This window comes from Pseudomonas sp. NBRC 100443, assembly GCF_030268185.1.
Lineage (GTDB): Bacteria > Pseudomonadota > Gammaproteobacteria > Pseudomonadales > Pseudomonadaceae > Pseudomonas > Pseudomonas citronellolis.
In genome coordinates this window covers 255,064-273,894 of sequence record NZ_BSQE01000007.1, presented here as the reverse complement: position 1 = coordinate 273,894, position 18,831 = coordinate 255,064, and the positions used below count along the sequence as shown (strand labels likewise).

Here is an 18,831-nt window from a genome sequence, read left to right as displayed (position 1 = left end):
GGAAATCGTCACCGCCTCCGGAGTATGGTGCCGGCACAAGAAACCGGGGGAGCATCTACATGAAGGCTTTTGTGGGGCTGGGCAAGCTGGTTGCCCTGTTGTTCTGGCTGGCGGTGCTGGCCAATCTGCTGCATCCCTTCGCCCATCCGTTCGCGACCCTGCTGAAGGTCGCCGGGGGCCTCATCCTGCTGATCCACATCCTTGAACTGCTGGCGCTCGGCGCACGCCTGAAGGGGCGTTCGTCCCCCTGGCTGGACCGCATCCAGGTCCTGCTGTTCGGCATCTTCCATTTCCTCTCGCTGCCGGCACCGGCCAAGGAGGGCGGCCATGCGTAAGCTGCTGCTGGGCCTGATGCTGCTGGCGCCGATCGAGGCCGCCAGCGCCGCTTCGGTGCAGGTGGAGGCCAATACCGTGCTGCGCCTGCCGGTGAAGGGCGAGTCCCTGAGCCTGGAACACGTCCGCGTAGCGGAGGGCGGCGCGCTGCTGATCCCGTCGCGGGTGAAGGTGCTGCACATCGACGAACTCGACCTGCAGAAGAACGCCCGCCTCGGCGTTTTCCCCGGCGAGCAGCCGCTGCGCATCGAGGTGGCCCGCGGGCACCTCGCCGATGGCAGCGTGATCGCCGCCCAGGGCGCTTCCGGCAGCTTCCATCGCCCGGCCAGCGCCGGCCGCACCCTGACCCTGCGCCTGCAGGACGTGCAGGTGGAGAACCTGCTGGTCGACGTGCGCGGCGGCGTCGGCGCGCCGGGCTACGACGGCCTCGACGGCGCCCACGCGCGCAGCGGCGGCTGCCTGTGGGGCGGCGCGGAACAGGGCGGCGACGGCCAGGACGCCGGCGACGGCCAGACCGGTGGCGCCGGCGGCGTGGTGCGCCTGGAAGTGCCCCAGCAATTCCCCGTGGAACTGGTCAAGGTGCGCCTGGAAGGCGGCGCCGGCGGTGCCCCGGGCAAGCCGGGCAAGGCCGGCGCGCGCAGCGGCGAGAAGGGCTGCCTGCTGTACTCGGTGGACGGCGGCAAGGCCGGCCATGACGGTGGCGCCGGCAAGCCCGGCCCCAGCGGTGCCCAGGGCCGTCTGGACGTGGTGCGTTTCTGACTGCAGTGCGTTTCTGACTGAAACCGGCGCGGGCCCCGCGGCCCGCGCCAAGGCTCACCAGTGCGGGCGCGCGGCGACTATCGCCACCAGCGCCATGCCCAGCAGCAGGTTGCCGCCCACGGTGCGGCGGATGCGCCCCAGCGCCGCGCCGCCGGCGGGCCAGTCGGACGCCTCGATGGCGCGGCGCAGCTCCGGCAGCTGCAGCGCCTGTACCCGCAGGAACAGCGCCAGCATGGCCACGTACAGTCCCATCATCACCTGCACGTAGCGCGGCGCGCCGGCCACGCCGTTGAAACTCAGCTGCAACATGCCGATACCAGTCACCGGCAGCGCCAGCACCGCCACCCAGACCCACACGAAGAAGCGCCGGAACACCTCGGCCCACAGCTTCAGCCGCGCCGGCGCATCCAGCGCGGCGACGGCCGCAGGCCGCAGGATCATCCAGGCGAAGAACATCCCTCCGACCCAGACCAGGGCGGCCAGGACGTGCAGGGCGTAGACGGGGGCAAAGGCGGTCATTCGGCGATCTCCGCTGGCGGTTGAAAATAAGCGCGCTATCATAGCCGCCCAATCGAACTACTGAAAATTTATCCAGCATCCGGACATGTCCCGATGGACAGTCCCGCATGCCCGGGAATTCCATGCTCAGCAACGAACTCAAGGCCACCATCCAGGGCGCCTACACGCGCTTCCTGGAAGCCAAGGAACTCAAGCCGCGCTACGGCCAGCGCCTGATGATCGCCGAAGTGGCCAAGGTCCTGGGCGCCATCGAGACCGACGAGGAAGGCCAGCGCAGCGGCGAGCCCGCGGTGGTCGCCGTGGAGGCCGGCACCGGCACCGGCAAGACCGTGGCCTACAGCCTGGCCGCCATCGCCTGCGCCAAGGCCGCCGGCAAGCGCCTGGTGATCGCCACCGCCACGGTGGCGCTGCAGGAGCAGATCGTCCACAAGGACCTGCCCGACCTGCTGCGCAACAGCGGCCTGGCCTTCAGCTTCGCCCTGGCCAAGGGCCGCGGCCGCTACCTGTGCCTGTCCAAGCTCGACCACCTGCTGCAGGAAGGCCAGGCGCAGAACGCCACCGCCCAGCTGTTCGAGGAAGAAGGCTTCCGCATCGACGTCGACGAGAGCGGCAGCAAGCTGTTCAACCAGATGATCGAGCGCCTGGCCGGCAACCGCTGGGACGGCGACCGCGACTCCTGGCCCGAGGCCATCGAGGACGCCCACTGGGCGCAACTGACCACCGACCACAGCCAGTGCACCAACCGGCATTGCCCGAACTTCCAGCAGTGCGCCTTCTACAAGGCGCGCGAGGGCATGACCAAGGTCGACGTCATCGTCACCAACCACGACCTGGTGCTGGCCGACCTGGCCCTGGGCGGCGGCGCCATCCTGCCCGACCCGCGCGAGACCCTCTACGTCTTCGACGAAGGCCACCACCTGCCGGACAAGGCCATCGGCCACTTCGCCCACTTCACCCGCCTGCGCGCCACCGCCGACTGGCTGGGGCAGGTGGAGAAGAACCTGAGCAAGCTGCTGGCGCAGAACCCGCTGCCCGGCGACCTCGGCCGGCTGATCGAGCAGGTGCCGGAACTGGCCCGCGAGCTGCGCACCCAGCAGCAGTTCATGTTCACCGCCTGCGAGGAGATCGGCGACTTCCGCGCCGGCGAGGACATGGAAGGCCGCGAGCGCCCGCGCCACCGCTTCGTGGGCGGGGTGGTCCCCGAGCACATCCGCGAGATGGGCATCGAGCTGAAGAAGGGTTTTTCCAAACTCACCGACCTCTTCACCCGCCTCACCGAACTGCTCAAGCAGGCCATGGACGGCGAGGGCACCGCCGGTGTCGCCAGCTACCAGGCCGAGGAGTGGTACCCGCTGTTCGGCAGCCTGCTGTCGCGCGCCCAGGGCAACTGGGAACTGTGGACCGCCTTCACCTGCGAGGACCCACAGGACAGCCCGCCCATGGCGCGCTGGCTGACCCTCGCCGAGAGCGGCAGCTTCTACGACATCGAGGCCAACGCCAGCCCGATCCTCGCCGCCGAGACCCTGCGCCGCAACCTGTGGAACGTGGCCTACGGCGTGCTGGTGACCTCCGCCACCCTGACCGCCCTGGGTACCTTCGACCGCTACCGCATGCGCGCCGGCCTGCCACGCGCGGCGGTCACCGCCGTGGTGCCCAGCCCCTTCCACCACGCCGATGCCGGGCTGCTGCGGGTGCCGGACCTGAAGGCCGACCCGCGCGACGCCGCCGCCCACACCGCGGCCATCGTCCGCGAGCTGCCGGCCATGGTCGAGGGCGCGCGCGGCACCCTGGTGCTGTTCGCCTCGCGGCGGCAGATGCAGGACGTGTTCGACGGCCTGGAGCGCGACTGGCGCAAGCGCGTGCTGATCCAGGGCAACCTGTCCAAGCTGGAGACCCTCAACAAGCACAAGGCCCGCGTCGACGACGGCGAGCCCAGCGTGCTCTTCGGCCTGGCCAGCTTCGCCGAGGGCGTCGACCTGCCGGGGGCCTACTGCGAGCACGTGGTGATCGCCAAGATTCCCTTCGCGGTGCCGGACGACCCGGTGGAAGCGGCGCTCTCGGAGTGGATCGAGGCGCGCGGCGGCAACCCCTTCATGGAGATCGCCGTGCCCGACGCCTCGCTGCGCCTGGTGCAGGCCTGCGGGCGCCTGCTGCGCACCGAGCAGGACCGCGGCACCATCAGCCTGCTGGACCGCCGTGTGGTGACGCAGCGCTACGGCAAGGCCATCCTCAACGCGCTGCCGCCGTTCCGCCGCGAGATCGCCTAAGGCGCGGCATCCGTAACAGGGGCGGCGCGCCGTCCCAGGTCGCAAATCCCGGTGGCGCCCGGCGCCGCCCCAAGGACAAGGTTGCATGCGTTCACTCCGTTGGCATCTGCCCCTGCTGTTCAGCCTGAGCCTCGCCTGCGCCCCGCTGTGGGCCGCGCCCAGCGAGGACGTCCTGTTCAACTTCGTCAAGCCGATGGCGGTGGTCAGCGTCGGCCTGCAGGACGCCGACCTGCCCAGCGCCACCGCCGAGGCCACGCCCGAGGGCGAGATCCTGCGGCGGGTGAAGTTCCACCCGGCGGCGCGCCCCACGCTCACCCTCAAGCCCGCCAGCGGCAGCTGGGACTGGTCGCGGGCCGACGCCATGAGCCTGCGTATCCAGAGCGCCATGGACTGGGCGCTGACCCTGGAGATCGACATCGACAACCTCGACGGCACGCCCGGCCTGCACGCCAGCGTCGCGCTGCCCGCAGGCCCGGCGCAGACCCTGCTGGTGCCGCTGCAGGCCTCCGCGCCGCAACTGTTCGGCATGCGCGCCGGGGTGCCGATGCCGATGAGCCTCGACGGCCAGCGCGTGCTCATCGCCCCGGTGGTCACCGGCGAGCTGCAGCGCAACAAGGTCGGCGCGGTGCGCATCTACCTGAACGCCCCGAAGGCGGCCCAGGACATCCTCGTCGGCCGCTTCGGCACCCGTTCCGGCGGCGACGAGCTGCGCAAGGCCTACACCGGCATCATCGACGCCTATGGCCAGTCCACCCGCAGCGACTGGCCGGAGAAGGTCAGGAGCGTCGAGCAACTGGCCAATGCCTGGAAGGCCGAAGGCGAGCAACTGAAGAAATGGCAGGCCCAGGCGCAGCCCACCGACACCTTCGGCGGCCTGCTGGAAGGCCCGGACTTCCAGGCCACCGGCTTCTTCCGCACGGAAAAGCGCAACGGCCGCTGGTGGCTGGTGACGCCGGATGGGCACCCGTACTGGTCCCTGGGCGTGAACACGGTGAACAGCGAAAGCAGCCAGACCTACGTCGAAGGCCGCGAATACATGTTCGCCGAACTGCCCGCCGAGGGCGAGCCGCTGGCCGACTTCTACGGCCAGAGCGACGACCGCGACGGCGTCGGCGCCCAGCAGGGCAGGGCCTTCGGCCACGGCCGCTGGTACGACTTCTACGCCGCCAACCGCTACCGCGCCACGGGCGGGCTGAGCGGCCAGCCGGCCGCCGACGCCTGGCTGGAGCGCACCCTGGCGCGCCTCGATGCCTGGGGCTTCAACGGCCTGGGCAACTGGAGCCAGCCGGCCTTCGCCGGCGCCTCGCGGATACCCTACAGCCTGCCGCTGGCCATCGGCGGCGACTACGCCACGGTCAGCACCGGCTACGACTGGTGGGGCGCCATGCCCGACCCCTTCGACCCGAAATTCGCCATGGCCGCCGAGCGCGCCATCGCCATCGCCACCCGCGACCACCGCGAAGACCCCTGGCTACTCGGCTACTACGCCGACAACGAACTGGCCTGGGCCGGGCAGGGCAGCGAGCCGCGCAACCGCTACGCGCTGGCCTTCGGCACCCTGGCGCTGTCCACCGACAGCCCGGCCAAGCGCGCCTTCATCAAGCAGCTGAAGGACAAGTACCACGAGCACGAGGCCCTGGCCGCAGCCTGGGGCGTCGAGCTGGGCGCCTGGGAAGACCTGGACGCGCCGGGCTACCAGGCCCCCGAAGTGCAGGCCGAGCACCCGGCCATCGAGCAGGACTACAGCGCCTTCCTGCGCCTGTACGCCGACCAGTACTTCAAGACCCTGCGCGACTCCCTCAGCTGGCACGACCCCAACCACCTGCTGCTGGGCGGGCGCTTCGCGGTGAACACCCCCGAAGCCCTGGCCTCCTGCGCGCAGTATTGCGACCTGCTGAGCTTCAACCTCTACGCGCCGACTCCGCAGCAGGGCTACGACGCCGCCTACGTGCGCAGCCTCGACAAGCCGGTGCTGATCAGCGAGTTCCACTTCGGCTCCCGCGACCGCGGCCCGTTCTGGGGCGGGGTTTCCGAGGTGTACAACGAGCAGCAGCGCGGCGAGCGCTACCAGCAGTTCCTCGCCGCCGCCGTGAAGGACCCGCAGATCGTCGGCGCGCACTGGTTCCAGTACCTCGACCAGCCCGCCAGCGGCCGCCTGCTCGACGGCGAGAACGGCCACATCGGCCTGGTCGGCATCACCGACCTGCCGTTCGCCGGCTTCATCGACGCGGTGCGCAAGGGCAACCAGCAGGTGATGAAGACCATGCTGGAGGAGGCCCGCGCCGCCGCCAAGGCGGCGCCCGAGGTGCCCACCCCGCGGGTCGATCCGGACGCCACCGCCAGCGCCGCGCCGGACGCGCCGGCGGTGCAATAGAGCGGCATTCGCCGCGGCCATGATGGCCGCGGCCCTACCCAGGTCGGGTTCACAAGCCGGCAGGGGGCTGGAAGAATGCGCCTTTCGCCCACAGCCCGGAGTGCCCCATGACCCTGCAAGGCCATTGCGACAGCCGCTTCACCCCCGTAGCCGACGCCTTCGCCGCGCTCTTCGAGGACCCGCAGGAGCGAGGCGCCGCGCTGTGCATCCAGGTCGGCGGCGAGACCCTGGTGGACCTCTGGGCCGGCAACGCCGGCAAGGACGAGGGCCAGGCCTGGCAGGCCGACACCATCCTCAACCTGTTCTCCTGCACCAAGACCTTCGCCGCCGTGGCCGCCCTGCAACTGGTGGGCGAGGGCCGCCTGGAGCTGGACGCCCCGGTGGCGCGCTACTGGCCGGAGTTCGCCGCCGCCGGAAAGCAGGCCATCACCGTGCGCCAGTTGCTCTGCCACCGCGCCGGGCTGCCGGCGCTGCACGAGATGCTGCCCGCCGAGGCGCTGTACGACTGGCAGGCGATGACCGCCGCGCTGGCCGCCGAAACGCCCTGGTGGACGCCGGGCAGCGAGCACGGCTACGCGCCCATCACCTACGGCTGGCTGATCGGCGAGGTGATCCGCCGGGTGGATGGCTGCGAGCCCGGCGCCGCCATCGTCGAGCGCACCGCCAGGCCCCTGGGCCTGGACTTCCACATCGGCCTGGACGACGCCGAGTTCCCCCGCGTGGCGCACATCGCCCGCGCCAAGGGCAACCTCGGCGACGCGGCGGCGCAGCGCCTGCTGCGCACAATGATGAGCGAGCCGAACGCGCTGACTACCCGCGCCTTCACCAACCCGCCGTCGATCCTCACCAGCACCAACAAGCCCGAGTGGCGGCGCATGCAGCAGCCGGCCGCCAACGGCCACGGCAATGCCCGCGCCCTGGCCGGTTTCTACGACGGCCTGCTGCAGGGCAAGCTGCTGGATGCCGCGCTGCTCGCCGAGCTGACCTGCGAACACGCCCGCGGCGAGGACCGCACCCTGCTCACCGGCACCCGCTTCGGCCTGGGCTGCATGCTCGACCAGCCGGAACTGGCCAACGCCACCTACGGCCTCGGCCCGCAGGCCTTCGGCCACCCCGGCGCCGGTGGCTCGGTGGGCTTCGCCGACCCCGAGCGCAGCCTGGCCTTCGGCTTCGTCACCAACACCCTCGGCCCCTACGTGCTGATGGACCCGCGCGCGCAGAAGCTGGCGCGCATCGCCGGCGACTGCCTGTAGGCGCCCGGGCCAGACGCCGCGCAGCGCCTGGCCGACGAAGCGGCGGAACCTTCCGCCGCGGCTCCGCTCGAATGGCGACTTCATGGGGAAACCGCGCCGGGTTTCGCCGCGGTTTTTCCCCCGCTGCTACGGCCGGGGTTCCACCGCTCGTCAGTTGAAGAGCAAAATACCCATTTCCCTTAGTAAGTTATGTTCGAATCTTGATTCGCGACATTAACTTGTGTCCGTCCCTGTTGCCCAAGACCGTCCAATGGAATTCCGCCCATGAGACTGCTCAAGCTTTCCACCCTGACCCTCTGCGTCACCCTCGGTGCCTGCAGCCACTTCCAGTCCCAGGACGCCGCCGCGCCGGCGCCCAGCCAGGCCAAGGCCGACGGCGGCAACCACTGGTGGTGGCCGTTCGGTAACAGCGCAGCCAGCGCCCAGGCCGAGGCCAAGGCCCCCGCGGTGGCGCCCAAGCCGGTGGTGGCCCAGGTGGACGCGGCCACCGACAAGTCCGCCGGCGGCCACTGGTGGTGGCCCTTCGGCGATTCCGCCTCGGCCCAGGCCAAGGCGGAAAACCCGGTGGCCGCGCCCAGCGCCCAGGACACCAAGGCCTGGCTGGACCAGCACGAAGCCGCCGTGCGCGCCGCCGTGGCCGGCAGCAAGTTCAGCGTCGAACGCCGCGACAACGCCCTGGTGCTGACCGCGCCGGTGGACGGCTCCTTCAATCCCAAGCGCCAGGAACTGCTGCTGCCGATCACCCTGGCGCCGCTGGCCAACGTCGCCAAGATCGTCGAGAAGGACCCGCAGGCCGGCGTGTTCATCCTCGGCCACAGCGACAGCAGCGGCGACAAGGCGGCCAACGACAAGGTCAGCCAGCAGCGCGCCGTGGCCATCGCCGCGATCTTCCGCCTGAGCGGCCTGGGCAACGACCGCCTGCGCTACAAGGGCGTGGGCGACGCGCAACCGGTCGCCGACGACAAGACCAAGGCCGGCCGCGCCAAGAACCGCCGCGTCGAAGTCATGCTGACCCCGCGCGGCGGCCTGCTGGCCCTGGCCCAGAGCAACTGAAGCAACGCGGCGCTTGTCGCCGGTCAAGCAATCTCGGCTACCACTGGTTAAGCTAATGCACTGGCTTTTTCGAGGAGACGACGATGGCCCAGACCCTGGCCGACATGCGCCGCGAATACACCCGGGACGGACTCAACGAGGCCCAGGCGCCCGCGGAGCCCTTCGTGCTGTTCCAGCAATGGTTCGAGGACGCGGTGAAGACCGAGCAGTTGCCGGTCGAGCCCAACGCCATGACCCTGGCCACGGTGGACGCCGACGGCCAACCGCACTGCCGCGTGCTCCTGCTCAAGGGGCTGGACGACCGCGGCTTCACCTTCTTCAGCAACTACGACAGCGCCAAGGGCGACCAACTGGCGGCCAACCCGCGCGCGGCCATGACCTTCTTCTGGCCGGCGCTGGAGCGCCAGGTGCGCATCGAAGGCCGGGTGGAGAAGGTTTCGCCGGAAGAGTCCGACGCCTACTACCGCGTGCGCCCGCTGGGCAGCCGCCTGGGCGCCTGGGCCTCGCCGCAGAGCCGGGTGATCGGCAGCCGCGAGGAACTGGAGCGGATGCTGGCGGAAACCGAGAAGCGCTTCATGGACGTCGCCCCGCACTGCCCTGACCACTGGGGCGGTTACCGCCTGCTGCCGCAGCGCATCGAATTCTGGCAGGGCCGCCCGAGCCGCCTGCACGACCGCCTGAACTACCGCCTGGTGGACGGCGCGTGGCAGCGCGAGCGCCTGGCGCCCTGATCCCGCACGGTGCTTTTCGTAGGATGGGTTGAGCTTGCGAAACCCATGCGGTCACGGTGATGGGTATCGCTTCGCTCAACGCCATCCTACGGCGGCTCGTACAAAGCTCCGCGCCCTTCCATGTAGGAGCGCGCCCTGCGCGCGATTCGCGGGCAGGGCCCGGCGGGCACGGCTTCTCGTAGGAGCGAGCTTGCTCGCGAACAGACTCCGCTGCGGGGCTCATTCGCGAGCAAGAGCTAGGCGTCCCCCTCGATCCTACGAAGAGCGCTCCGGCATGAGTCCGAGTGGGATACGGCCAAGGTCAAACGGCGGATAACGCCGTAGGCGTTATGCGCCCTACAGGGAAACCCTGGGTAATGCGGTGTAGGATTCCTCCTCTCGCCTTGCCCACGGACCCACCCATGAAACTCGTCATCGCCCCCGACTCCTTCAAGGAAAGCCTGTCCGCCCCCGAGGTCGCCGCCGCCATCGCGCGGGGCTGGTCGCGGGCGCGGCCGCTCGACGAGATCCTGCTGCGGCCCATGGCCGATGGCGGCGAGGGCACCGTGGATGCGGTGCTGGCGGCCACCGGCGGCGAGCGCCGCGAATGCGCGGTGCGCGGGCCGTTGGGCGCGCCGGTACAGGCCCATTGGGGCTGGCTGGAGGAGGGCGCCGCGGTGATCGAGATGGCCGCCGCCAGCGGTCTGCACTGGGTCGCCCCGCAGCAGCGCGACGCCACCCGCACCACCAGCTACGGCACCGGCGAGCTGATCCGCGCGGCGCTGGAGGCCGGCGCGCGCAAGATCATCCTCGGGCTCGGCGGCAGCGCCACCAACGACGGCGGCATGGGCCTGCTGCAGGCGCTGGGCGTGCGCTTCCTCGACGAACGCGGCGAGCCCCTGGGCGACGGTGGCGCGGCGCTGGCCGGACTGCACGCGATCGACCTGGCTGGCCTGGACCCGCGCCTGGCCGCAGTCGAAGTGGAAGTCGCCGCCGACGTGAACAATCCGCTGTGCGGCGAGCATGGCGCCTCGGCGGTGTTCGGCCCGCAGAAGGGCGCCAGCCCCGAGCAGGTCCGCCAGCTCGATGCCGCGTTGGCGCGCTACGCCGAAGTCGCCGCGCGCACCCTGGGCCAGGACCACAGCCTGTTCCCCGGCGTCGGTGCGGCGGGTGGCCTGGGCTTCGCCGCACGGGCCTTCCTCAAGGCGCGCTTTCGTCCCGGCGTGGAGCTGGTGGCCGAGGTTTCCGGCCTGGCCGAGACGCTGCAGGGCGCGGACCTGGCGATCACCGGCGAGGGCCGCCTGGACGAGCAGAGCCTGCACGGCAAGACGCCCATCGGCGTGGCTCGGCTGGCACGGGAGGCAGGGGTTCCGTTGATCGCCCTGGCCGGCAGCCTGGGCAAGGGCTATGGCCGCCTGCACGAGGCGGGCATCGCCGCGGCCTTCAGCCTGGTCCCGGGGCCGATCAGCCTGGCCGAGGCCATGGCCGGCGCCGCGGGCGAGCTGGAGGCGCGCGCCGAAGAACTGGCGCGGCTGTGGAGCCTGGCTCAGCCGGCGCGGTAGTCGTCGGCGGCGCGCTGTAGCCAGGCCGGCAGCTCGCTGCGCGACACGCCTTCGTCGCGGGCCAGTTGCAGGCATTGCAGCAGGTACTCGCGCTTGTGCGGGTCGTCGCCGGCCAGCGACAGCGCCAGGTCGCGGTCCATCCAGCGGCGGATGCGCACGAACAGCCACCAGTGGAAGTACAGGCCGGCGGCGGTGGTGACGACGATGATGAAGTAGTCCATGGGCCTTCCTCGTGGGGATGCTGACCTTACCCCAGGCGGGATGGGGGAATGAACGCGCGCTTTTGCCGCAGCTGTAGGACGAAGCTGTACGGCGGCTGAATCGAACGAAAACTTTGACCTGGCCGGCGTGACAGCAAGTGGCGCGGCAGAGTCTAATATTCACATATCTATCCGGAGGTTCCCGTATGCGTAAATCCGCCTTCCTGCTCGCCGGTTTCACTGCAGTGGCCCTGGCCCTCGGCGGCTGCCAGTCCAGCCTGACCGGCGACACCTACAGCCGTGACGAGGCCCGCACCGTGCAGAACGTGCGCTGGGGCACCATCGAAGCCCTGCGTCCGGTGAAGATCGAGGGCACCAAGACGCCGATCGGCGCCGCGGCGGGCGCCGCCGTGGGCGGCATCGGCGGCAGCGCCATCGGCGGCGGCAAGGGCAGCTACGTGACCGCCATCATCGGCGCCGTGGCCGGCGGCCTGCTGGGCGCGGCCACCGAAGAGGGCCTGACGCGCACCCAGGGCGTGGAGATCACCGTCCGCGAAGACGACGGCAGCTCCCGCGCCTACGTGCAGGAAGTCGACCAGGGCGCCATCTTCCGCGTCGGCGAGCGCGTGCGCATCCTGACCGTCAACGGCACCATCCGCGTTTCCCACTGATCGGCCTGCTCCGCCCACCCGGGCGGCAGCCTTTCCTGGCGCGCGACACCGGTTTCCGGTGTCGCGCGCTATCGTTTCCGGGTAGCGCTTTTTCCCGCGCCCAGCCTTTCGTAATAGTTCTATCCAAGACGCGCATTCGATAGATATGGATAATCGCCCGGTTCCATGGCTTTCCTGGTAAGTCAGCCATGTCTGAAGGATTAAGGAGAAGGTGATGATGCTGGCGCTGTTGATCGCGCTGCCTTTCCTGGGCTGTTGCCTGCCGGCGCTGTTCGAGCGCCTGGGCCGCAACGCCTGCGCCGCGGCGGCGGCCGTCGCGCCCTTGCTGGGCCTGGGGATTCTGTTCGGCCAGCGCGGCGTGCTCGGCGGCGAGCGCCTGCTGGCGCGCTACGACTGGCTGCCGGAGCTGGGCCTGAACCTCAGCCTGCGCCTGGACGGCCTGGGCTTCCTGTTCGCCCTGCTGATCCTCGGCATCGGCCTGCTGGTGATCCTCTACGCCCGCTACTACCTCTCAGAGCGCGAGCCCACCGGGCGCTTCTACGGCTTCCTGCTGCTGTTCATGGGCTCCATGCTCGGCGTGGTGCTCAGCGAGAACCTGCTGCTGATGCTGGTGTTCTGGGAGCTCACCAGCCTGTCGTCGTTCCTGCTCATCGGCTTCTGGAGCCACCGCTCCGACGCCCGCCGCGGCGCGCGCATGGCCCTGGCGGTCACCGGCGGCGGGGGCCTGGCGCTGCTCGCCGGCATCCTGCTGATCGGCCAGGTGGTGGGCAGCTTCGAGCTGAGCGACGTGCTCGCCGCGCGCCAGGTGCTGCAGGCCAGCGCGCTGTTCCCGCTGATCCTGGTGCTGGTGCTGCTGGGCGTGTTCACCAAGTCGGCGCAGTTCCCCTTCCACTTCTGGCTGCCCCACGCCATGGCGGCGCCCACGCCGGTGTCGGCCTACCTGCACTCGGCGACCATGGTCAAGGCCGGGGTGTTCCTGCTGGCGCGCCTGTACCCGGCGCTGGCCGGCAACGACCTGTGGTTCTACCTGGTCGGCCTGACCGGCCTGGCGACGCTGCTGCTGGGCGCCTTCCTGGCGCTGTTCCAGAACGACCTCAAGGGCCTGCTGGCCTACTCGACCATCAGCCACCTGGGCCTGATCACCCTGCTGTTCGGCCTGGATTCGCCCATGGCCAACGTCGCGGCGATCTTCCACATCATCAACCACGCCACCTTCAAGGCCTCGCTGTTCATGGCCGCCGGCATCATCGACCACGAGACCGGCAGCCGCGACATGCGCCGCATCAACGGCCTGTGGAAGTACATGCCGCACACCGCGGTGCTGGCGATGGTGGCTTCCGCGTCCATGGCCGGGGTGCCGCTGCTCAACGGCTTCCTCAGCAAGGAGATGTTCTTCGGCGAGACCCTCTCGCAGAACATGGCCGGCGCCTTCAACTGGCTGATCCCGACCCTCGCCACCGTGGCCACGCTGTTCTCGGTGGCCTATTCGGTGCGCTTCATCCACGATGTGTTCTTCAACGGCGAGCCGGTCGACCTGCCGAAGACGCCCCACGAGCCGCCGCGCTACATGAAGGTGCCGGTGGAGGTGCTGGTGGGCCTGTGCCTGCTGGTGGGCATGGCCCCGGCCTGGACGGTGGCGCCGCTGCTGTCGGCGGCCGCCTCGGCGAGCCTGAACGGCGCGCTGCCGGCCTACAGCCTGGCGATCTGGCACGGCTTCAACGCGCCGCTGGCGATGAGCCTGATCGCGCTGGTCGGCGGCATCGCCCTGTACCTGCAGCGGCGGCCGCTGTTCGCCTGGTTCGCCGGCCTGCCGGCGGTGGATGCCAAGGAGGTGTTCGAGGCGCAGGTACAACGCCTGGCGCGCTTCGCCCGCGGGCTGACCGGGCTGCTGGAGAACGGTTCGCTGCAACGTTACGTGCTCTGGCTGCTGCTGGCCGCGGTGGTGGTGGTCTGCGCCGGCCTGGCGGGCCTGCCCGCGCTCGCCGGCAGCCGCGCCTTCGTCGAGGTCGATGCCGTCACTGCCTTGTGCCTGGCGCTGCTGGCCCTGGCCGGGCCGCTGACCGTGGTGTTCCATCGCCAGCGCCTGGTGGCGCTGGTGCTGCTGAGCATCGCCGGGCTGCTGGTGGCCCTGGCCTTCGCCCGCTTCGCCGCGCCGGACCTGGCGCTGACGCAGCTGGCGGTGGAAGTGGTGACCATGGTGCTGCTGATGCTCGCGCTCTACTACCTGCCGCAGCGCACGCCGAAGGAAAGCAGCAGCCTGCGTGGCCTGCGCGACTTCCTGGTGGCGCTGGCCTGCGGCGTGATGGTGGCGCTGCTGGCCTACGCGGTGTTCAGCCGGCCCTACGACAGCATCGCCGGCTACTACCTGCAGCACAGCGTTTCCGGCGGCGGCGGGCACAACGTGGTGAACGTCATCCTGGTCGACTTCCGCGGCTTCGACACCCTGGGCGAGATCAGCGTGCTGGCCATCGCCGCGGTGGGCATCTTCGCCCTGCTCGACGGCCTGCGCCTGCCGCGCCGCGCCCGCGACGCCGAGGGCCTGGCCTGGTCGGCCGACGTCCATCCGCCGATCCTCGCCACCCTGGCCCGGCTGCTGCTGCCGCTGGCCCTGCTGGTGGCGGTGTTCATCTTCCTGCGCGGGCACAACCTGCCGGGCGGCGGCTTCATCGCCGGGCTGATCACCGCGGTGGCGCTGATCCTCCAGTACATCGCCTGCGGCAGCCGCTGGGTGCATACCCGCCTGCCGCTGAACTATTCGCGCACGGCCGGCCTGGGCGTGTTCGTCGCCGGCCTCACCGGACTGGGCAGCTGGGCCTTCGGCTATCCGTTCCTGACCTCGTCCTTCGGCCACTTCCAGCTGCCGCTGGTGGGCGAGTTCGAGCTGGCCACGGCCATGCTCTTCGACCTGGGCGTCTACCTCACCGTGGTGGGCGCGACCCTGCTGATCCTCGCCGGCCTCGGCGAATTGAACGCGCCGCCGCAGCCGGCGCCGGCCAAGGAGGCCCGCTGATGGAAGCACTGTTCGCCATCACCCTCGGCCTGCTCACCGCGAGCGGCGTGTACCTGCTGCTGCGGGCACGCACCTTCCCGGTGGTGCTGGGCCTGACCCTGATCTCCTATGCGGTGAACCTGTTCCTCTTCGCCATGGGCCGCCTGGCCGGCGAGCCGGCGGTGCTGGGCCAGGTGGCCAACCCCGGCGACCCGATCCCCCAGGCGCTGGTGCTGACCGCCATCGTCATCGGCTTCGCCATGACCGCCTTCGTCATCGTCCTGGCCCTGCGCGGCCTGGCCGAGACCGGTGACGACCACGTCGACGGCAAGGCGCGGGAGGAGGGCGAATGAATCACCTGCTGATTGCGCCAGTCCTGCTGCCGCTGTTCGCCGGCTGCCTGCTGCTGCTCGCCGGGCACGCCTCGCGCGCCGCGCGGGGCATCTCGCTGCTGGCCACCCTGGCGCTGCTGCCGACCGCCGCGTTGCTGCTGCAACAGGCCGCCGGCGGCCAGGTGCAGTTCTACGCCCTGGGCAACTGGCAGCCGCCGTTCGGCATCATCCTCGTGCTCGACCGCCTGAGCGCGCTGATGCTGCTGGCCAACGCGGTGCTGGCCAGCTTTGCCTTGCTGTACGCGCTGCGCGGCGACGACCGCCGCGGCAAGCATTTCCACGCGCTGTTCCAGTTCCAGCTGCTGGGCCTCAACGGCGCCTTCCTCACCGGCGACCTGTTCAATCTCTTCGTGTTCTTCGAGATCCTGCTGATCGCCTCCTACGCGCTGCTGCTGCACGGCGGCGGGGCAGGACGGGTGCGCGCCGGGGTGCACTACGTGGTGCTCAACCTGGTGGGCTCGGCGTTCTTCCTGATCGCCGTGGGCACGCTCTATGGCGTGACCGGCACCCTGAACATGGCCGACATGGCCGTCCGCGTAGCCCAGCTGGGCGCGGCCGACGCGCCCCTGGTACGCGCCGCGGCGCTGCTGTTGCTGGTGGTGTTCGGCCTCAAGGCGGCGCTGCTGCCGCTGTACTTCTGGCTGCCGCGGGCCTATGCCGAAGCCAGCGCGCCGGTGGCGGCGCTGTTCTCGATCATGACCAAGGTGGGCATCTACTCGATCCTGCGGGTGTACACGCTGATCTTCGGCGACCACGCCGGCGAGCTGGCCAACCTGGCCCAGGCCTGGCTGTGGCCGCTGGCCCTGGCCGGCATCCTGGTCGGCACCTTCGGGGCGTTGGCGGCCACCCGTCTGCAGGGCCTGCTGGCCTACCTGGTGGTGATTTCCGCCGGCACCCAGCTGGCGGTGCTGGCGCTGGGCTCGGCGCAGTCCCTGGCGGCGCTGCTGTTCTACCTGCTGCACAGCACCTGGGTGGTGGGCGGGTTGTTCCTGCTCGCCGACCTGATCGCCCGCCAGCGTGGCGACAAGGCCGGGCAACTGGTGCAGGGCCCGGCACTGCTGCAGCCGCAGCTGCTGGGCGCGCTGTTCTTCGTCGGCGCCATCGCGGTGGCCGGGTTGCCGCCGTTCTCCGGTTTCTTCGCCAAGCTGCTGATCCTGCGTTCGGCCAGCGGCGGCGAGGCGCTGGCGCTGTGGGCGGTGGTGCTGGGCAGCGGCCTGCTGGTCACCGTGACCCTCAGCCGCGCCGGCAGCACGCTGTTCTGGAACACCGGGCGCAGCGTCCTCGGCAACGCCGAGCGTGACCCGCTGCGCCTGCTGGCTGCGGTGGCGCTGCTGGCCTCGGCGGTGCTGCTGGTGTTGTTCGCCAAGCCGCTGCAGGCCTACCTGCAGGCCACCGCCGAGCAGTTGCTGGATGTCGACCTCTATCGCCGGGCGATCCTGGCCGGAGGTGGCGCATGATCCGCCGCCTGCTGCCGCATCCGCTGCTCAGCCTGTGCCTGCTGCTGGGCTGGGTGCTGCTGGTCGACGACTTCTCCTTCGGCCACTGGCTGCTCGGCGCAGTGCTCGGCCTGGCGCTGCCGCTGCTGTGCCGCGACATGCTGCTGGCGCCGCTGCGCATCCGCCGCCCGGGCCTGCTGCTGCGCTTCATCGGCCTGGTGCTGTACGACATCGTCATGGCCAACCTGCAGGTCGCGCGCCTGGTGCTCGGGCCCACCGGCAAGCTGCAGCCGGGCTTCGTCGAGGTGCCGCTGGAACTGCGCGAGGATTTGCCCATCGCCATCCTCGCCAGCGTCATCACCCTGACCCCCGGCACCGTCTCCGCCGACCTCAGCGCCGACCGCCGCAGCCTGCTGGTGCACGGCCTGGACGTGCCCGACGCGCAGGCCCTGGTGGCGGACATCAAGGCGCGCTACGAGGCGCCGCTGAAGGAGGTGTTCGAATGCTCGCCTACGTGATCCCGCTGTGCCTGGCGCTGATCGCCCTGGCCCTGCTGCTGACGGTGGCGCGCCTGGTGCGCGGGCCGAGCGCGGCCGACCGCATCCTGGCGCTGGACACCCTGTCGGTGGAGGCCATCGCGCTGATCCTGCTGTACGGCCTGTGGAGCGGCAGCGGCCTGTACTTCGAGGCGGCGCTGCTGATCGCGGTGATGGGCTTCGTCAGCACCGTGGCGCTGTGCAAGTTCCTGCTGCGTGGAGACATCATCGAATGAACCTGTTCATGGAAATCCTCGTCAGCGCGCTGTTGCTGGGCGGCAGCCTGTTCGCCCTGCTCGGCGCCGTGGGCCTGTACCGCCTGCCGGACTTCTACACGCGCCTGCACGCGCCGACCAAGGCCTCGACCCTCGGCGTGGGCGGCGTGGCGCTGGGCTCGCTGCTGTACTTCAGCACCAGCGGCAACGGCGTGAGCCTGCACGAGGTGCTGATCACCCTGTTCCTGTTCATCACCGCGCCGGTCAGCGCCCACCTGCTGGCCAAGGCCGCCATGCAGGCGCGCCTGCCGCGCACCCCGCGTACCCGCGGGGAGCCCTGGGAGTAGGGCTTCCGGCTGCGCCGGGGTGCTCTTCGTAGGATGGGTTGAGCCTTGGCGAAACCCATGCGGTTGCGCTGATGGGTATCGCTTCGCTCAACACCATCCTACGGGTCTCGTGCTTGCCGGAGAGGGTAGGAGCGGACCTTGTCCGCGATAGCCGGAGGTTCCGGCGCGATTCGCGGATGAGATCCGCGCCTACGGGCGGGAGAGACGCTGGCGCAGGCCATTACAGTTTTCCCCCGGCGCTGTACCTGTCGGCCACCCGCGGCGCGCTTCTATACTGCGGGGATTCATTTCCTGGAGCGTCCCGTGCAGCAGTCCCGGCCCTTCGCCCTGGCATGCCTGGTCCTGGCCATGGCGCTGTGGGGCAGTTCCTTCATCGCCCTGAAACTGGCCTTCGCCGAATGGCCGGCGATGTGGGTGATCTTCGCCCGCATGGCCATCGGCAGCCTGATCTTCCTCGCCGCCTGGCGCTGGCGCGGGCGGATGGACTACCAGGCGGGCGACTGGAAGTACCTGGTGGGCCTGGCGGTGTGCGAGCCGTGCCTGTACTTCGTCTGCGAATCCTTCGCCCTCCAGTACACCAGCGCCGCCCAGGCCGGGATGATCACCGCGCTGCTGCCGTTGCTGATGGCGGTCGGCGCCTTCCTCCTGCTGCACGAGCGCATCGCCCGCAACACCTGGGCCGGCTTCGCCCTGGCGGTGCTCGGCGCGCTCTGGCTGAGCCTCGCCGGTGAGCCCGACCAGCACGCGCCTCAGCCGCTGCTGGGCAACTTCTTCGAACTGCTGGCGATGGTCTGCGCCACCGGCTACACCCTGCTGCTCAAGCACCTGTCGGCGCGCTACTCGCCCTTCATCCTGACCGCCATGCAGGCCTTCATCGGCTCGGTGTTCTTCCTGCCGCTGGCGGCTGTCGGCTCGGGCGTGCCGCCGGCGCCCAGCGGCCAGGGGCTGTTCGCCCTGGTCTACCTGGGCAGCGTGGTCACCGTCGGCGCCTACGGCCTGTACAACTTCGGCGTCAGCCGGCTGCCGGCGAGCCAGGCCACCGGCTTCATCAACCTGATCCCGGTGTTCACCCTGGTATTCGCCTGGCTGCTGCTGGGCGAGCGTCTGAACGGCCAGCAGTTGCTGGCCGCCGGCCTGGTGTTCGCCGGCGTCGCCCTCAGCCAGTGGCGCAGCGCCACGCCCGCGCCCGCCGGGGTGCTCGACTGACCGAACGAG

18 protein-coding genes are annotated in these 18,831 nt (G+C 70.4%); 16 read left to right on the top strand and 2 right to left on the bottom strand.

Annotated features, from left to right (window positions below):
• Window positions 1–59: 59 nt before the first annotated feature.
• A complete protein-coding gene (locus tag QSJ95_RS12100) occupies window positions 60–335 on the top strand; it encodes a DUF1145 domain-containing protein (protein ID WP_043315788.1) in 276 nt (91 codons plus the stop codon).
• Window positions 328–1,092, top strand: coding sequence for a hypothetical protein (locus QSJ95_RS12095; RefSeq protein WP_058488722.1), 765 nt, complete (start codon window positions 328–330; stop codon window positions 1,090–1,092). The genes QSJ95_RS12100 and QSJ95_RS12095 overlap by 8 nt, the downstream gene beginning before the upstream one ends.
• Window positions 1,093–1,146: 54 nt before the next feature.
• Here the strand turns inward: QSJ95_RS12095 and QSJ95_RS12090 are convergent, their stop codons facing one another.
• On the bottom strand, window positions 1,147–1,611 hold the full coding sequence (locus QSJ95_RS12090) for a CopD family protein (protein ID WP_061560892.1): 465 nt from the start codon (window positions 1,609–1,611) through the stop codon (window positions 1,147–1,149).
• 122 nt (window positions 1,612–1,733) lie between these two features.
• On the opposite strand from QSJ95_RS12090, the gene dinG reads away from it, so the two are divergent.
• The 6 genes from dinG to QSJ95_RS12060 all read left to right on the top strand — a co-directional run bounded on the left by dinG (window position 1,734) and on the right by QSJ95_RS12060 (window position 10,830).
• Window positions 1,734–3,878 (top strand): ATP-dependent DNA helicase DinG, encoded by a 2,145-nt coding sequence (gene dinG / locus QSJ95_RS12085; protein WP_285642633.1) that lies wholly within the window; start codon window positions 1,734–1,736, stop codon window positions 3,876–3,878.
• An 85-nt stretch (window positions 3,879–3,963) separates the two neighbouring features.
• Window positions 3,964–6,252, top strand: a complete 2,289-nt coding sequence (locus QSJ95_RS12080) for a beta-galactosidase (RefSeq protein ID WP_285642596.1) — start codon at window positions 3,964–3,966, stop codon at window positions 6,250–6,252.
• Between the two features lie 107 nt (window positions 6,253–6,359).
• Complete coding sequence (locus QSJ95_RS12075) at window positions 6,360–7,505, top strand: serine hydrolase domain-containing protein (RefSeq protein WP_285642594.1); 1,146 nt, start codon at window positions 6,360–6,362, stop codon at window positions 7,503–7,505.
• Between the two features lie 264 nt (window positions 7,506–7,769).
• Window positions 7,770–8,558, top strand: a complete 789-nt coding sequence (locus QSJ95_RS12070) for an OmpA family protein (RefSeq protein ID WP_009620673.1) — start codon at window positions 7,770–7,772, stop codon at window positions 8,556–8,558.
• An 83-nt stretch (window positions 8,559–8,641) separates the two neighbouring features.
• Entirely contained in the window at window positions 8,642–9,289 is a 648-nt protein-coding gene (gene pdxH / locus QSJ95_RS12065; RefSeq protein WP_058488727.1) for a pyridoxamine 5'-phosphate oxidase, read from the top strand.
• Window positions 9,290–9,690: 401 nt separating this feature from the next.
• Complete coding sequence (locus QSJ95_RS12060; RefSeq protein ID WP_285642591.1) at window positions 9,691–10,830, top strand: glycerate kinase; 1,140 nt, start codon at window positions 9,691–9,693, stop codon at window positions 10,828–10,830.
• Here QSJ95_RS12060 and QSJ95_RS12055 read toward each other — a convergent pair.
• Window positions 10,815–11,051, bottom strand: coding sequence for a hypothetical protein (locus QSJ95_RS12055; protein ID WP_009620668.1), 237 nt, complete (start codon window positions 11,049–11,051; stop codon window positions 10,815–10,817). The two genes, QSJ95_RS12060 and QSJ95_RS12055, sit on opposite strands and share 16 nt — an antisense overlap.
• 185 nt (window positions 11,052–11,236) lie before the next feature.
• Between QSJ95_RS12055 and QSJ95_RS12050 the strand changes: the two genes are divergently transcribed.
• The 8 genes from QSJ95_RS12050 (at window position 11,237) to QSJ95_RS12015 (ending at window position 18,822) form a co-directional block, all read left to right on the top strand.
• Window positions 11,237–11,701 carry an outer membrane lipoprotein gene (locus QSJ95_RS12050; protein WP_285642588.1) on the top strand — a complete coding sequence of 155 codons (465 nt, stop codon included), beginning with the start codon at window positions 11,237–11,239 and terminating at the stop codon, window positions 11,699–11,701.
• 214 nt (window positions 11,702–11,915) lie between these two features.
• On the top strand, window positions 11,916–14,711 hold the full coding sequence (locus QSJ95_RS12045; protein WP_285642586.1) for a monovalent cation/H+ antiporter subunit A: 2,796 nt from the start codon (window positions 11,916–11,918) through the stop codon (window positions 14,709–14,711).
• Window positions 14,711–15,043, top strand: a complete 333-nt coding sequence (locus QSJ95_RS12040; protein WP_061560898.1) for a Na+/H+ antiporter subunit C — start codon at window positions 14,711–14,713, stop codon at window positions 15,041–15,043. The genes QSJ95_RS12045 and QSJ95_RS12040 overlap by 1 nt, the downstream gene beginning before the upstream one ends.
• Entirely contained in the window at window positions 15,040–16,539 is a 1,500-nt protein-coding gene (locus QSJ95_RS12035) for a monovalent cation/H+ antiporter subunit D (RefSeq protein ID WP_285642584.1), read from the top strand. The genes QSJ95_RS12040 and QSJ95_RS12035 overlap by 4 nt, the downstream gene beginning before the upstream one ends.
• Window positions 16,536–17,036 carry a Na+/H+ antiporter subunit E gene (locus QSJ95_RS12030; RefSeq protein WP_249917621.1) on the top strand — a complete coding sequence of 167 codons (501 nt, stop codon included), beginning with the start codon at window positions 16,536–16,538 and terminating at the stop codon, window positions 17,034–17,036. Before QSJ95_RS12035 ends, QSJ95_RS12030 begins: the two co-directional genes overlap by 4 nt.
• Window positions 17,021–17,290, top strand: a complete 270-nt coding sequence (locus tag QSJ95_RS12025; RefSeq protein ID WP_043272521.1) for a K+/H+ antiporter subunit F — start codon at window positions 17,021–17,023, stop codon at window positions 17,288–17,290. The genes QSJ95_RS12030 and QSJ95_RS12025 overlap by 16 nt, the downstream gene beginning before the upstream one ends.
• Window positions 17,287–17,616, top strand: coding sequence for a Na+/H+ antiporter subunit G (locus tag QSJ95_RS12020; protein ID WP_285642581.1), 330 nt, complete (start codon window positions 17,287–17,289; stop codon window positions 17,614–17,616). The genes QSJ95_RS12025 and QSJ95_RS12020 overlap by 4 nt, the downstream gene beginning before the upstream one ends.
• A 303-nt stretch (window positions 17,617–17,919) precedes the next feature.
• Window positions 17,920–18,822, top strand: coding sequence for a DMT family transporter (locus tag QSJ95_RS12015; protein WP_285642580.1), 903 nt, complete (start codon window positions 17,920–17,922; stop codon window positions 18,820–18,822).
• The last annotated feature ends 9 nt before the right edge of the window (window positions 18,823–18,831 follow it).

Bases quoted from the DNA above. Each gene is read 5' to 3' on its own strand.
- QSJ95_RS12100 (WP_043315788.1), top strand. From the start codon at position 60: ATGAAGGCTTTTGTGGGGCTGGGCAAGCTGGTTGCCCTGTTGTTCTGG.
- QSJ95_RS12095 (WP_058488722.1), top strand. From the start codon at position 328: ATGCGTAAGCTGCTGCTGGGCCTGATGCTGCTGGCGCCGATCGAGGCC.
- QSJ95_RS12090 (WP_061560892.1), bottom strand. From the start codon at position 1,611: ATGACCGCCTTTGCCCCCGTCTACGCCCTGCACGTCCTGGCCGCCCTG.
- dinG (WP_285642633.1), top strand. From the start codon at position 1,734: ATGCTCAGCAACGAACTCAAGGCCACCATCCAGGGCGCCTACACGCGC.
- QSJ95_RS12080 (WP_285642596.1), top strand. From the start codon at position 3,964: ATGCGTTCACTCCGTTGGCATCTGCCCCTGCTGTTCAGCCTGAGCCTC.
- QSJ95_RS12075 (WP_285642594.1), top strand. From the start codon at position 6,360: ATGACCCTGCAAGGCCATTGCGACAGCCGCTTCACCCCCGTAGCCGAC.
- QSJ95_RS12070 (WP_009620673.1), top strand. From the start codon at position 7,770: ATGAGACTGCTCAAGCTTTCCACCCTGACCCTCTGCGTCACCCTCGGT.
- pdxH (WP_058488727.1), top strand. From the start codon at position 8,642: ATGGCCCAGACCCTGGCCGACATGCGCCGCGAATACACCCGGGACGGA.
- QSJ95_RS12060 (WP_285642591.1), top strand. From the start codon at position 9,691: ATGAAACTCGTCATCGCCCCCGACTCCTTCAAGGAAAGCCTGTCCGCC.
- QSJ95_RS12055 (WP_009620668.1), bottom strand. From the start codon at position 11,051: ATGGACTACTTCATCATCGTCGTCACCACCGCCGCCGGCCTGTACTTC.
- QSJ95_RS12050 (WP_285642588.1), top strand. From the start codon at position 11,237: ATGCGTAAATCCGCCTTCCTGCTCGCCGGTTTCACTGCAGTGGCCCTG.
- QSJ95_RS12045 (WP_285642586.1), top strand. From the start codon at position 11,916: ATGATGCTGGCGCTGTTGATCGCGCTGCCTTTCCTGGGCTGTTGCCTG.
- QSJ95_RS12040 (WP_061560898.1), top strand. From the start codon at position 14,711: ATGGAAGCACTGTTCGCCATCACCCTCGGCCTGCTCACCGCGAGCGGC.
- QSJ95_RS12035 (WP_285642584.1), top strand. From the start codon at position 15,040: ATGAATCACCTGCTGATTGCGCCAGTCCTGCTGCCGCTGTTCGCCGGC.
- QSJ95_RS12030 (WP_249917621.1), top strand. From the start codon at position 16,536: ATGATCCGCCGCCTGCTGCCGCATCCGCTGCTCAGCCTGTGCCTGCTG.
- QSJ95_RS12025 (WP_043272521.1), top strand. From the start codon at position 17,021: ATGCTCGCCTACGTGATCCCGCTGTGCCTGGCGCTGATCGCCCTGGCC.
- QSJ95_RS12020 (WP_285642581.1), top strand. From the start codon at position 17,287: ATGAACCTGTTCATGGAAATCCTCGTCAGCGCGCTGTTGCTGGGCGGC.